The organism is Bacteroides sp. 3_1_23, from assembly GCF_000162555.1.
GTDB lineage: Bacteria > Bacteroidota > Bacteroidia > Bacteroidales > Bacteroidaceae > Bacteroides > Bacteroides ovatus.
This window is the reverse complement of sequence record NZ_GG774949.1, coordinates 765,995-781,130: the sequence shown is the minus strand read 5'-3', so window position 1 is coordinate 781,130 and position 15,136 is coordinate 765,995. Positions and strand designations below refer to the sequence as shown.

The 15,136-nt window shown below is 42.5% G+C and carries 7 protein-coding genes; 3 read left to right on the top strand and 4 right to left on the bottom strand.

Features of this window, described 5'->3' with window-relative positions:
- Positions 1-36 precede the first annotated feature (36 nt).
- The gene (gene leuS, locus HMPREF9010_RS21320) at positions 37-2,871 is read right to left on the bottom strand and encodes a leucine--tRNA ligase (RefSeq protein WP_008646922.1); all 2,835 of its coding nucleotides are present in this window, start codon (positions 2,869-2,871) and stop codon (positions 37-39) included.
- A gap of 735 nt (positions 2,872-3,606) precedes the next feature.
- Between leuS and HMPREF9010_RS21325 the strand changes: the two genes are divergently transcribed.
- Positions 3,607-6,177, top strand: a complete 2,571-nt coding sequence (locus tag HMPREF9010_RS21325) for a family 78 glycoside hydrolase catalytic domain (RefSeq protein WP_008646920.1) — start codon at positions 3,607-3,609, stop codon at positions 6,175-6,177.
- A 114-nt stretch (positions 6,178-6,291) separates the two neighbouring features.
- On the opposite strand, the gene HMPREF9010_RS21330 is transcribed toward HMPREF9010_RS21325, so the two are convergent.
- Both HMPREF9010_RS21330 and HMPREF9010_RS21335 read right to left on the bottom strand, forming a co-directional pair.
- Positions 6,292-7,209: a HEPN domain-containing protein gene (locus HMPREF9010_RS21330; RefSeq protein ID WP_008646918.1), complete on the bottom strand. Its 918-nt coding sequence runs from the start codon at positions 7,207-7,209 to the stop codon at positions 6,292-6,294.
- Positions 7,210-7,267: 58 nt separating this feature from the next.
- On the bottom strand, positions 7,268-9,019 hold the full coding sequence (locus tag HMPREF9010_RS21335; protein WP_008646916.1) for an AAA family ATPase: 1,752 nt from the start codon (positions 9,017-9,019) through the stop codon (positions 7,268-7,270).
- A 211-nt stretch (positions 9,020-9,230) separates the two neighbouring features.
- Here HMPREF9010_RS21335 and HMPREF9010_RS21340 point away from each other — a divergent pair, with 211 nt between their 5' ends.
- Both HMPREF9010_RS21340 and HMPREF9010_RS21345 read left to right on the top strand, forming a co-directional pair.
- Entirely contained in the window at positions 9,231-10,133 is a 903-nt protein-coding gene (locus HMPREF9010_RS21340; protein ID WP_008646915.1) for a PD-(D/E)XK nuclease family transposase, read from the top strand.
- A 14-nt stretch (positions 10,134-10,147) separates the two neighbouring features.
- A complete protein-coding gene (locus tag HMPREF9010_RS21345; RefSeq protein ID WP_008646911.1) occupies positions 10,148-11,044 on the top strand; it encodes a DMT family transporter in 897 nt (298 codons plus the stop codon).
- Here HMPREF9010_RS21345 and HMPREF9010_RS21350 read toward each other — a convergent pair.
- A complete protein-coding gene (locus tag HMPREF9010_RS21350) occupies positions 11,041-15,033 on the bottom strand; it encodes a hybrid sensor histidine kinase/response regulator transcription factor (protein ID WP_008646909.1) in 3,993 nt (1,330 codons plus the stop codon). The two genes, HMPREF9010_RS21345 and HMPREF9010_RS21350, sit on opposite strands and share 4 nt — an antisense overlap.
- Positions 15,034-15,136 lie beyond the last annotated feature (103 nt).

Below are 15,136 nucleotides of genomic sequence, written 5' to 3'. Positions count from 1 at the left end.
GCTACGGATAATACTTAATACTTATTACTTAATACTTTAAATTACAACGTTTACAATCTTCTTCGGAACGACAATGATTTTCTTTGGAGTCTTGCCGTCAATCCACTTCTGCGAACGTTCGTCGGCCAATACCGCCGCCTGAATAGCGTCCGAAGCTTCATCTGCGGCAAATTCCATATTGAAACGTGCCTTTCCGTTGAAAGAGATGGTATAGTTGACAGTATTTTCTTTCAGATATTCTTCATTGTATGCAGGCCATTGGGCGTCGCATACGGAAGTCTCGTGTCCCAATACGTCCCACAACTCTTCGCAGACATGCGGAGCGAAAGGAGCGAGCGTGATAACGAGCTGTTCCAGAATCTCTTTCTTGCTGCATTTCAGGTTGAAGAGTTCGTTTACGCAAATCATGAATGCGCTGATAGATGTATTGTAAGAGAACTGTTCAATATCACCTGTCACTTTCTTAATTAATTTATGAAGGCTCTTCAATTCTTCTTTTGTTGCAGGTTCGTCTGTCACCAGATATTCGTCCGTACGGCTGTAGAACAGCGACCAGAATTTGCGGATAAAACGGTGTACACCGTCGATTCCGTTTGTATCCCACGGTTTGGACTGTTCTACCGGGCCGAGGAACATTTCGTACATACGAAGTGTATCTGCACCGTATTTCTCAACAATCATGTCCGGATTGACAACATTGAACATTGATTTACTCATCTTTTCAACTGCCCATCCGCAAACGTATTTTCCGTCTTCGAGGATAAATTCGGCTGTTTTATATTCAGGACGCCATGCTTTGAATGCTTCCAAATCCAAAATATCATTAGATACGATATTTACGTCTACGTGAATAGGGGTAACTTCGTATTGATCTTTCAGGTTCAGTGAAACGAAAGTATTGGTGTCTTTGATACGATATACAAAGTTACTGCGACCTTGAATCATTCCTTGATTTACCAACTTTTGGAATGGCTCTTCCATTACAGACACACCTATGTCGTACAAGAATTTATTCCAGAAACGAGAATAAATCAAGTGCCCTGTTGCATGTTCGGTACCACCTACATATAGGTCTACATTTTTCCAGTACTGGTCAATTTTCGGATCAACTAATGCCTTATTATTATGCGGGTCCATGTAGCGGAGATAGTAAGCCGAAGAACCGGCGAATCCCGGCATGGTGTTCAGCTCCAGCGGGAAGACAGTTACATGGTCAATCTTCTCGTTTTCTACGACACATTTGTTTACTGTATCCCAAGCCCATTTAGTTGCATGTCCCAATGGAGGTTCGCCTGTTTCGGTAGGCAGGAATTTAGCTACTTCCGGAAGTTCAAGCGGCAGGCTGGCTTCGTCAATCATGTAAGGCATTCCGTCTTTGTAGTAAACAGGGAACGGCTCACCCCAGTAACGTTGGCGAGAGAAAATAGCGTCACGCAGACGGTAGTTCACTTTCACACGGCCCAGATTGTGCTCTTTTACATATTTCTTGGTTGTTTCTATCGCTTCTTTGATGGTCAGTCCGTTCAATGAAAGATCACAGTAAGGAGTGACATCCGGACGCGGAGAATTGCAAACAATACCTTCTTTTGCATCGAAACTTTCTTCGCTTACATCACAACCTTCTACCAACGGACGGATTTCCAATCCGAAATGTTTGGCAAATGCATAGTCGCGGCTATCATGAGCAGGTACGGCCATAATAGCTCCTGTTCCGTATCCGGCCAGTACATAATCGCTGATCCATACGGGCACTGCTTCACCTGTGAACGGATTGATAGCATACGAACCACTGAATACACCGGTAACACTACGGTCGGCGATGCGTTCGCGTTCCGTACGTTTTTTGGTACGGTCGAGGTAGGCGTCTACTTCTGCTTTTTGTTCAGGAGTCGTTAACTGTGCCACCAATTCACTTTCCGGAGCCAATACCATAAAGGTAACACCGAACATGGTATCTGCACGAGTGGTGAAAATTGTGAATTCGAGATCATTGTCTTTTACTTTGAATTGCACTTCAGCACCTTCCGAACGTCCGATCCAGTTTCTTTGGGTTTCTTTCAGAGAATCTGTCCATTCGATCGTGTCCAATCCATCAAGCAGGCGTTGTGCATAAGCGGATACACGCAAACACCATTGGCGCATTTTCTTCTGGATAACAGGATAACCGCCACGTTCGCTGACTCCGTCTACTACCTCGTCGTTAGCCAGTACAGTTCCTAATTCGGCACACCAGTTTACCATTGTTTCGCCCAGATAAGCGATACGATAGTTCATCAGGATTTCCTGCTTTTCTTTTTCGCTTTTGGCGTTCCACTCTTCGGCAGTGAAACTGACATCTTCGCTGCAAGCGGCATTGAGTCCTTCGTTTCCGTAGATGGCGAAGGCTTTTTCCAGTTCTTCGATAGGACGGGCTTGCTGTTCATCGTTACAATAATAGCTGTTGAACATTTTTTGGAAGGCCCATTGCGTCCAGTGATAATATTCCGGGTCGCAAGTACGGATTTCACGGTTCCAGTCGAAAGAGAAACCTATTTTGTCCAACTGCTCGCGGTAGCGGTTGATATTGTTGACGGTAGTGATGGCAGGATGCTGTCCGGTTTGGATGGCATACTGTTCTGCCGGCAGACCGTAAGCGTCATATCCCATCGGGTTGAGTACATTGAAGCCCTGCAGTCGTTTGTAACGGGCGTAAATATCCGAAGCAATGTATCCCAGCGGATGACCTACGTGTAGGCCGGCTCCTGATGGATAAGGAAACATGTTTAGTACATAAAATTTTTGCTTCGAATCATCTTCCGTAACTTGGTAGGTTTTCTCTTCTACCCACCTTTTCTGCCACTTCTTTTCAATTTCTCTGAAATTGTACTCCATAGTGATAAAGTTTTTATTTATAGTGATTTATACTGTAATATCTAATTCGAGGCACAAATTTACGTGTTTATTTTCAGATAACCACGATTTCCCTATTGACTTTCTTGTTTTTATTTTGTATATTTGAGGTCAATAAAATAAAGAAATAACAATGAAATATATAAATTTTATTACATAAAGTTCAATAGGTTAATGTGCAAAATTGCATAACGAGGATAACGAATGGGCAAGAAACTGTGAAGGTTCTTGCCCATTTTTGTTGTAATAATTCTATTTCAGGTATTGAAAGTGTCAAAAAAGAGTTTATAATAAACTTGGATACCGTTTATAATAAACCTCTTCGTTATTTATTAAAAACTTGAATAGAGTTTATTCGATTTCGAGGTTTTTGTGTAAAGAAGAAAGAATGATTGCAATGAATAACTGGCATCTTCTTTTCTTATTTGGTAAATAATAGGTACAATAGGCTGAATGATTGTATTGATTATATTATTTTACAATATATCATTGTTTTGCTTGATAATCGATCATTCAATGTACAAAGCTCCTGTCGTCTGTTCAATCGGATCGGACTTATGAGCTAGTTCCGGATTGAACAGAAACCATCATTGAGTCAAAAAAAATGTAGAAATCGTCTGTCATATCATATAATTCTGTAATTTTGTTGTGCAAGTCCCGTAAAACTAAAACAGCATTTCTAAGTTAATCTTTTAATACTAAAAAATACATATAAGTATGAAAATGAATCTCCATTGTTTTGCGAATCTTATCCAGATAATGATTCTCGCGCTTTTTTTGAATAGCGGACTGATAAACGCAACCGAAGTCGGAAAACGTACTGACGCATTGGAAGCATCAGCCTGGAACGACTCTCAATGGATTTCCGCAGTAGACGCCCCTGTAGTGAAAGGACATAACAACGGTCGCGCAGCCGATGGCGCGAGTTGGTTCGTGTCCACCGTGAAAAACGAACAGAAAATTGTCTCTGCCAAGTGGATGACCGCTGGACTGGGAGTTTACGAGTTGTATGTGAATGGGAAACCCGTAGGCGGGGAATTCCTGAAACCGGGCTTCACACACTATGCCAAGACCAAACGTTCTTTCACCTATGATATTACAGACGTTATCCATACCAAGCCAAACGCCGAGAACATGCTTTCCGTACAGGTGACGCCGGGATGGTGGGCTGATAAAATCATAACCCCCGGAGGACATGACGGCATGATAGGCAAGAAATGTGCCTTTCGCGGTGTACTGGAACTGACTTTTTCTGACGGAAGCAAGAAGCGCTACGGTACCGATCTCGAAAACTGGAAAGCCGGAATTGCCGGTCCGGTGAAACATGCCGGTATCTTTGACGGAGAAGAGTACGATGCACGCGAACCGATGGGCTTCGAATGTGTGGACAAACTCTCCATACCCGAAGAGAACACCGAATTTTCTGGCGACATTCTGCCTTCGGACGGAGCGGAAGTCTATCTGCGTACAGATCTTGCTCTTGCTCCTATCAGAGCATATATTTGGAAGAATATAGAAGGAGCGAAAGAGAACGAGTTCGGTAAGGTGATTATCGCCCGTGAGTTCGCATCGGGCAAGGAGATGACCGTAAGTCCGGGAGAGACGTTAGTGGTGGACTTCGGGCAAAACTGTGCCGGTGTACCCTCTTTCGTATTCAAAGCTGCCGAGGGAACAGTGTTGACCTGCCTTCCCGCAGAGTTGCTCAATGACGGCAACGGTGCTAAGATTCGTGGCATGGACGGTCCGGAAGGAAGTTGCCATCGCGAAAACCTGCGCATCCCCCACACCGGTATTCGTCTGGATTACACCTTTGCTGCCGGAGATAATTATGTGACCTACTACCCTCATTGCACCTTCTTCGGCTACCGCTACGTCTCCATAACTGCCACCGGAAATGTCTCTATCAAGTCGTTGAAGTCCATCCCCGTTACTTCCATCACAAAGAAAATGGAAACCGGCACTATCACCACAGGTAACGACCTTGTGAACAAGCTCATTTCCAACACCTATTGGGGGCAGCTATCCAACTACCTCTCAATACCTACCGACTGTCCGCAGCGCGATGAGCGTTTGGGCTGGACAGCAGACACACAAGTGTTTGCCGAAACCGGTACGTTCTTTGCTAACACCATGAAGTTCTTCCACAAGTGGATGCGTGATATGCGCGACACCCAAAACAGTTTGGGTGGATTCCCCGGAGTGGCTCCCTTAGCACAATACGGTGATGAGAAAATGCGTTTGGGTTGGGCCGATGCCGGAATCATCGTGCCCTGGACGGTATGGAAGCAATTTGGTGACACGCAAATTATTGAGGAGAACTGGAACGCCATGGACCTGTTTATGAACCACATCAACGACACCAAGTATAACCACGAGACCCTCTGCGGCGAGAACGGCAACTACCAATGGGCTGACTGGTTGAGCTACGAACCGCTGGAAAGTTGTAGCGGACTGGCTTTCTCTCCCCAAGGTCCGCTTCCTGATGCTATTAGTTACTGGAACTATTTGAGCGCTTCCTATTGGGTGATAGATGCTTTCATGATGCGAGACATGGCTGCCGTCACCGGTCGCAATGCCTCCAAGTACCAACAAATGGCTGATTCAGCAAAGGTATACATCAAAGAGAACTTCCTCAATGAGGACGGCACCTTCAAAACCGCCATCCTCAACACTATGCAAACTCCTGCCTTGTTTGCCCTAAAGAACCAGCTTTTGGAAGGCGAACCCAAAGCGAAGATGATAGACCGCCTGCGTGAAAACTTCGCACAGCACGATCTTTGCTTGCAGACCGGATTCTTGGGCACATCCATCCTCATGGCCACCCTCACGGAGAATGGCATGGAAGACATTGCCTATGAACTCCTCTTCCAACGTAAGAACCCAAGCTGGCTATACTCTGTGGACAATGGAGCCACCACCATTTGGGAACGGTGGAACAGCTATATGATAGACAAAGGAATGGGACCACGCGGTATGAACAGCTTCAATCATTATGCCTACGGATGCGTATGTGAATGGATTTGGGAAACTGTTGCCGGCATTGCAGCCGATCCTACTACTCCCGGCTTCAAGCACATCATTATGAAGCCCATTCCAGACAAGCGATTGGGACACGTAACTGCCGAATACCGTTCCGCCGCCGGACTCATCAAGAGCGCCTGGAAATACGAAGGAGATACCTGGATTTGGGAATTCACCATTCCTAAGGGTGTTACCGCTACCGTAACCCTTCCCGGAGAGATGAAGTCAAAGGAGTATAGAAGTGGAACTTACAAGGTGACCAAATAGTTCTTCATATAAGAATTTGATAGTAAGGAGATGTATCGGAACTCTCTTTTAACGTGATTACCCTCATTACAGATAGCTGTGATGAGGGTAATTCTTCATTTTTACAATATATGGTTATATCTTGTCTTTCTCTTCTTTTTCTATCATCTCGTCGTAATACGTCATGCGTGCAGCACATTCCCGGATAGTCACTTCGCGCAGCACCTCTGTTCGTGCCAGCATATACTCGTATTCCTCTTTGTTAACGGTGAACAGCCGGTTGTATCGCGCTTCGATATATGCCCTGCATAATTTATCAAACGCTTTATTTTCTTCGGGAGTATTGGTAGGAAACACATTAGCAAATCCTCGTGAACAGCTTCTGACCATCGCTCCCAGTACTTTCAATTCATGAGATTTAGGGCGAATACCGCTATACACAAGAGTAAACGTTTTGTAGTAACGTTCGCAGGCTTGATGTAATAAGAAAGAGCCATATTTAAAATTACCTTTTTCGTAAGCAGTATGCCCCGAATCTAGAAAACATTCTCCCATGTAGAAACATTCTTCATATTCTTCCTCTGCATATTGCTTAATCTCCCGATACGGCAACTTCTCAGGTTTACCAATCTGAAACGTACCATTGTCATACAGTAGAATTCCGTCTTTTATAATTTCATAAAAGAAATAATGCTTCCTTCTTATAGCTCGATTAATGGTCACTGGAGTTTCTACAATAATATTAGGCGGTGCCGGATGCCGCTTTCCTTCCATTCTTGTATCATATTTAGGAACGATCACCTCGCGCGCATGCCTCTCTGCTTTATTTGCGTCTCTCGTATCACATATCACCAGAATATCCAAATCACTTTGGTAGTAAGTAGTTACTCCACGTTCGTCGTATGTTTCATCCCAGATGACATATTTTCCCCGCGCATAACTTCCATACAAGATAATCATACGCACATTCGTAAGATTCGACAATATCAGCTCTTGCAACACCGCCAACTCTTCTTGCGTGCGTTTGGGCAAACGTTTTATTGATCTTTTCATATTGTTAGCCTATCTGTTTTTTGCATAATGCGCTTGTAATGCGAGTGCCTTTTTTGTATTAAACCTCTTCGCATATCGGCATATCCATTCCTTTGTATACCACCACAATCTTATGAAGCTGTGTAGTGGCGACTGCTCTCTTCACCGTATCAGTGTCAGCATAGCGATTGGCTTGGTCAATAGCTTCCAGCCGTAGTTCTTCCACGCGGCTTTCAGGGTCTTTATACTTGGCATACTTCAGTTCTACAATATAGCTGTGCTTCATGTCTGAATAGATATCCAGTAGCGGACAGAGGAAAATGTCGACATAACCTGCCTGTGTGTCCTGTTCGGAAATAGGACGGTAGAAACGGTTTTGTGCCGTCATGGCAAGCGTAAAGCCGTGGACAAAAAATTCACCTTTCTGCTTGTCGCGCTGGGAAGTGTAGTGTTTCAGGCAGTCAGCAATATAACCGAAATAGGCTTTCCAATCGCCATCGTAGGCAAGAGCACTGGCAAGTTCGTTTTTCTCGTAACTACTGAAATTGAGTTCGGCTTCGTTGTAGGTACTCAGCAGATAGGTGTATATTTGTTCGCGGACTACCTGGTTGGGGATGGTGAGTTTGGTCCTTCCTTCATACGTGCCACTAATGGTGAGCATACCGAAATAGTAGAGCAGGCTCACAAAGTTGTCGGGGTTGGTGATATTGACGGCAGGAAAACCTTTTTTCAGTTCTCCGGTCACGTAGCCTTCGCTCACCAATGTCTGGATGATGGAGGCATCATGGGCAAACTCTTTGTCCTTCCGGATGAGCATACGTAATTTTTCGTAGTCGATACGGATATTGTCTTCTACCATATCCCGGGGGGCTTTGCCTCGTTGAATATAATTCTTGACGAAGTAGAGTACCATGTTAGAGTTGTACATAGTAGTTTCACCGTAACATTCTTCTGCAAAGCAGTAGTTGTCATACCAGGGTTTCATGATTTCTATCAGTTCGTCCACACTGTGGTTGAATGGACTGGTGGTGGAATAGTAAGTGAGCATTTGGCGCACTTCTTCTTCCGTAAAACCTATCATCTCGTTGAATTCCGGCGTGAGCGAGTAGTTGGTTCCGATGTTGAAACCACTTGTGAGGTCGTCCATTGTCACGGGACTTACGCCGGTAATGAAACAACGCTCAATGCTGGAATAAGTTCCGGCTTTGATTTTATTGAAAAAAGCGCGCAGATAACTTTCGCTATGTGTTTCGTCCGTATAGCGGTGCAGGCTTTCTATATCCGAGAGGATGGCATTGGTGAAGTGGTCGTATTCGTCGATAAAAAGATAAATTCTCTGTCCGACACGTGCACATGCCTGATAGAGAAAGTCCAGTTGCTCCACTGCTCCTTCTTTTTTGTCGAGTTCTTCCTTGATGCCTTTGGGGAGAAAGTCGGCGTAAATGTCACAGAAATAGTCGAACATTGTTTGGCAATGCGCGTCCAATCCCTTGCGGTAGTTGTGTAGTTCGCCTACTATTCCGGAGAAGTTGAGGTATAGTACCAGATAGCTGTTCCGGTCGCGTGTAGGGTGCTTTCCGATGTAAAGGTCGCCAAACAGCGCTTCGAACTTATCCTTGGCAAGTATATCATAATAGTGCTGCAACATATTTACTGTGAGACTTTTGCCGAAACGGCGCGGGCGAATAAAGAAGAAAAACTTGTCCGCCTCTTCTATCATAGGTATAAACCGGGTTTTGTCCACATAATAACAGTCGTCACGGCGGATTACTGCAAAGTTCATCATGCCGTATGGGATACGTTTCCTGTCCGGAGCTATATATTCTTCCATAATTTATACCTTATTTTAGGAGTTTTCTTTGAACATAAACAAAGGTACGGGCTTTTTGTTATTTCTCCAAACAAACGTTCCATAACTTCTCTTCATCTTTGTTTTCCATGTACTTAGCCAGATACTTACTAAGAAAATGTCTCTCGTTCTTATTGTAATTCAAAGTAAAAACAATACCTTTGCTATGTTCTAATTTGAAAGGAGAATAATCATGGATAATCATTTAGAAGATAGATATATACGGTTTGACTGGGCCATTAAGCGGCTGTTGCGTCAAAAGGCGAATTTTGGAGTTCTCGAAGGTTTCCTTACAGTCTTTCTTGGTGAGAAGGTGACCATTCTGGAAATACTGGAAAGCGAAAGTAACCAACAGAGTATCGATGATAAATTCAATCGTGTAGATATCAAAGCTCGCAACAGTAAAGATGAAATTATTATTATTGAAATACAAAATACACGTGAGCTTTACTATCTCGAACGCATTCTTTATGGGGTAGCTAAAGCCATTACAGAGCATATCTCGCTCGGAGAAACTTACTATCATGTAAAGAAGATATATTCCATTAGTATTCTTTATTTTGATATCGGCATAGGCAGCGACTATTTATATTACGGCCAAAACAATTTTATCGGTGTGCATACCGGTGATAAGCTGCAAGTGAATGTCAAGGAAAAGAATGCGATTGTTACCCGCATGCCCGCCGAAATCTTTCCCGAATATGTACTTATCCGTGTAAATGAGTTTGATAAGGTAGCTGTTACTCCAATGGAAGAATGGATGCGATATCTGAAGAGTGGTGTGATACGCCCGGATACCACTGCTCCCGGATTAGAAGAGGCAAGAGAGAAACTGAAATATTACTCTATGACCCCACAAGAACGCATGGCATACGATGAACACCTCTCTGCGGTAATGATTCAGAATGATGTAATTGATTCAGCAAAGTTGGAAGGAAGATTAGAAGGGAGATTAGAAGGAAAAATAGAAGGGAAATTGGAAGGTATTGAGCAAGAGCGTCTCTCTAATGCCCGGAAAATGAAGAACAAAGGATTGGACAGCACGATGATTGCTGATATCACCGGATTAAGTCTTGACGAGATTGCCAAGTTATAAAGGCATGTTATAATATGAAACTGACGCAGGGATACTATCATCTGATAGCCATACTGACCGTTGCCATCTGGGGACTGACCTTTATATCAACCAAAGTACTGATTAATCACGGACTGACCCCACAGGAGATATTCTTTTATCGTTTTCTCATTGCTTATCTGGGCATTTGGGTGATTTCTCCCAAACGTCTGTTTGCGGGTAATTGGAAAGACGAACTTTGGTTGATGGCAGGAGGTTTCTTTGGTGGTTCACTCTATTTCTTTACAGAGAATACAGCTTTGGGGATCACACAAGCATCCAATGTCGCTTTCATCATTTGCACAGCTCCCCTGCTTACTACTATTCTTTCCCTTCTCTTTTATAAGAGTGAAAAAGCCACCAAAGGTTTGATTTATGGCTCCATATTAGCTTTAATCGGGGTGGGACTGGTGGTCTTTAACGGTAGTTTTGTACTCAAATTATCTCCGGTAGGGGATTTGCTCACTTTACTTGCCGCCCTGTCGTGGGCATTTTATAGTTTGGTGATAAAGAAAATGACAGGGCGTTACCCCACAGTATTTATCACCCGCAAAATATTCTTTTATGGAGTATTAACCATACTTCCCGCCTTTCTTCTTCATCCGCTGCAACCTGATTTCGATGTACTTTTAAAACCGGTTGTATTATCCAATCTCTTATTTCTGGCCGTCCTGGCATCCTTGGTTTGTTATGTCCTCTGGAATGTGGTATTGAAACAGTTGGGAACCGTTAGAGCCTCCAATTATATCTATCTCAATCCGTTGGTAACAATGGTGGCATCCGTAATCATTCTTCACGAACAAATCACATGGATTACATTATTGGGAGCAGGTTGCATTATTTTTGGAGTCTATCAGGCAGAGAAAAAGTGGAAGAGTAAAACTTGTATTTAGTTTGTATTGTTATTTTTTATGTATTCGGAAGGCACATATCCGAACTCTTCCTTGAAATATTTTGCAAACTGCTTGGGAGAAAGTCCTATTTGATAAGCTATTTGGGAAACATTCAGCTGACTTTGCTCCAACAGTTGTTTTCCGCGTTTGACACGTAGTATTCGTATAAACTCGAGAGGAGATTTGCCGGTAATCATTATTAGTTTCTTATAAAGATGTCCGCGGCTCATCCCTACATAAGAACTTAGTTCTTCAACAGAAAATTCGGAATTATCCATATTCTCTTCAACTGCACGGATCGCTTTTTCTATAAGTTGTTCGTCCAGGGAACTTACGGTTATTTCACTCGGAGATATGTCAATGGTTTTGAACTTCTCGTGGTTGTTTTTCGTCCATTTTAGTATCTTTTGAATACGCAGAAGAAGTATTTCCAGATTGAATGGCTTAGTAATGTAATCGTCTGCTCCTTCTTTTAATCCGCTTAATTCATGTTCATCGGCTGTGCGTGCTGTTAGTAGAATTACAGGAATATGAGAATAACGGATATCTGTCTTTATTTTACGACATAGTTCCATTCCGTCCATTTCCGGCATCATAACATCGCTGATGACAATCTGTATGGATTGGTGGGCAAGTATTTCCAATGCTTCTTTTCCATTAGGCGCGTCAAATACTTGATAAGTGTCTTTAAGGCAGTTGATGAGAAAGTTACGGAAATCGTCATTATCTTCAACTATTAATAGGGAAGTTTTATGAGCATCTGTTGTGTCGGACACCTCATCAACCGCTTCTTTCCGAATTTCAGTGTCATTTTGTTTTTCATCATTGACTGCATAATTGTGAGTGACAGGGAGAGTGATGGTAAATATTGTTCCTTGAGGAATATGATTTTCCACTGTGATTGTCCCGTGATGCATAGCGACATACTCTTTCACAATATGCAGACCGATACCGTTTCCTACATAGGTAGTGGTAGAATGTTTTTCTTGAAAGAAACGGTCGAATATTTTATCTTTGTTTTCGTCTTTGATGCCGATTCCGGTATCTGCAACTTGTATTTGTACATTCTCTATTCCGTTGGCTGTTATCTTGGCCAACGTAACGGTGACTTCTCCATTTTCGTAATTGTATTTTACTGCATTGGATAAAAGGTTAAGAAGGATACGTTGTATCTTGTTACGGTCAAAATCCATATCCATTTTCGTTTCGTTTATGTGTAGACGGATGTTTATGCCTTTTTTGACGGCTTGTGGGATAAAGGAACCGCATACTTCTTTTACGAAGTCCGAAAGATTACCGTGGGAAAGCATTAACTGCGTTTTCTGTTGGTCTAATTTCCGGAAATCGAGCAATTGGTTTACTTCATTTAAAAGAGTTTCCGAATTTCGGTGTATCAGTTCCAGCTCTTCTTTTACTCCTTTCTCCAGATTAGAAGACAACAATTTTTCTAAAGGAATGATTATCAACGATAAAGGAGTGCGTAAATCATGACTGACATTCGTGAAAAAGCGCATTTTGGCTTCATCCATCTCATGTTGCTGGATTATCTCCATTTCACGCTTTTGCTGGCTAAGGTTGCGGATGTGCTTACGTTTCATTTTCAGGAAGAAGAAAATGATAACACCTGCTAGAAGTAGGGTATAGCCTATATATGCCGGGACGGACAACCAAAAAGGAGGTAAGACATGTATCGTAAGGCAACTGGCTTTACTGTTCTTATAGCTGTTATTATTTTCGTATACTTTTACTTCCAATTGATAGGTTCCGGGAGAAAGCTTATTAAAGTAAATCCGGTTTCCTTCCAGTTTAACCCACTCTTCGTCTTTGTTCAAACGATAAGCATATTGTAATTTATGCAAGGAGTTGTAGTCCATGGAAGAAACCTCTAATGCAAAGTTACTGTCGGAATAGTCCATGGTTATTTCATTCAGCAATTGGATATTTTTGTGGAGTAATATACGTCCATTACTGTTTTTACTGCCTACTTCCATGCGCTGGTTGGCAAGGTAAAGACTGGTATATATAACCGGATGGCTTTCATGGCGATAGTTTATGAAACGTGGATTGATACGCAGATAGCCCCCAGAGCCCCCTATCAGGATTTCACCTTGTTGAGTACAGGTAATGGAATGATTGTTAAAAGCCATATTCCCTATTCCGTCTTCCTCAAAATAAGGATAACAGAGAAATTTGGACGAAGGTTCCGGTGAGTTGGTCGCTATGATGTTTGTCACGCCGTGGTCGGTAGTCACCCATATGTTTTTTTCTTTATCTTCAGTGATTGCCCGTATATAATCATGAGACAATCCGTTTTTGGTAGACAAATGAATTCGCTCTTTTGTATTTTTGTTATATACATCCATACCTTTCCGGGTGCCAATCCATAAAAGCCCCCTTGTATCCTGATAAATACAGTTGATGTGTACTTCTTCAAATAAATTTGAAGCTGAATTGTTGTTTTCCAGGAGCGATATTTCTTTGGTTTCAGTGTTCATGCAATACAGTCCGCTACTGGTTCCTATATAGAGATTGATTCCGTCCGCACACGAGAATGTGGTGATACTGTTGGTGAGCATTCCGGTTTTTTCCATAGTATAAGGCGTTATATTTCCGGTATTATCCAGACAGTAGATCCCGTTCATGATGGTTCCCAACCAAATGTTCCCATATTTGTCTTCTGTGATGCATCGGACATAATCGATAGAATATTTTTGTTCGTATGTAGTTGCCACTTTGCTGAATTTTCCATTTTGCTCATAGAACGCTCCGTTGCCGTAGCTGCCGAACCAAAGCCGTCCTTTTGAATCTTTATATGAACATACAATTATATCGGAAGGGATAGCATCCTGTTTTTTCGATATGAAAGTATAGTTGTTGTTTTTCTTGTCATAGTAAGCCAGTCCTTCCCCGTCAAATCCCAGCCATAGATTTCCGTCTTTGTCTTCCACAAGGCAACTTACATCTTCTTGCTGGGGCAACCGGCAGGTTTCAAATGTGACGTTGTGCAGACTCGTGAAGGTAGCTCCCAATTTGCTTGTACCTACCCACATTATGTCCGAATGGTCTTTATAAAAACAACAGATATGATTGTTGGGCAATGAAAATGGATTGTCCACTTCCTTGCTAAGTCTCTCATATCCTTTTCCGTCCTGATGATAACTTATGTAAATGCCCTTGTTGTCCGTACCAATCCATATATTCCCTTTTCCGTCGTCTATGACGGCCGTGATAAGTTCGTTGGTTATCTCTTTTTCTCCGGGAAAGGAAAACCATTCTTTGGCATTAGGGTCATAACAACATACTCCTTTGGTATGGGGGACATAAAGCCAAAGCCTGGAAAAGGTGTCTATGTACATTCGTTGTTTCCATCCGAGAGGCAGGACAATCTGTACTTCCTTGCAAAGGTTTTGCGCTCTCCAGTCGACGTGATAAATATAGCTGTCTGACAATAGTACATAAGCGTTTGACTGGTAACAGTCGATTTGCAGCACCTGGCAATTTTGAGGAAGAGATAAAGTATAAAGTTCTTTTTGCCTGAATACATAATAATAGAGGGTGGAATTGACTGTGCACCATAAATTCAGGTCTTTATCTATATATAAGTTGTCCGGAGTTCCATATATTCCAAATTGTTCCAGTATAGGAGTTATGTGGTCATCAATTTCATCCTTTTCGCGATTATAGAAATAATAAGATTTGGGAGTTTTTATCCAGATTGTGCCCGAAGCGTCTTCCGCTGTAAATTCAATGTCGTTGTTGTAGGCTCCCAGTTGTGTAGTGGTATATGTCTTGAATTGATAGCCGTCATATCTGCTTAACCCGTTGAGAGTGGAGAACCACATAAAACCGTATCTGTCGCACAGGATAGATTGCACATAGTTGTCAGCTATACCGGATTTTACATCAAAGGTACGGAAATTAAGTCTTTCGCTGGCTTGCAACGTCAGGACAAATAGACAAAACAATGCAGATAAGAGATGTTTTTTCATATGGATTGATTCGTTTTTTGCAAAGATATGAAAATTAAGAATCGGAAATCCCTTTCCGGTCGCTTCTGATATTCCGAAATGTATCAGGATAGTAGCGCAAATG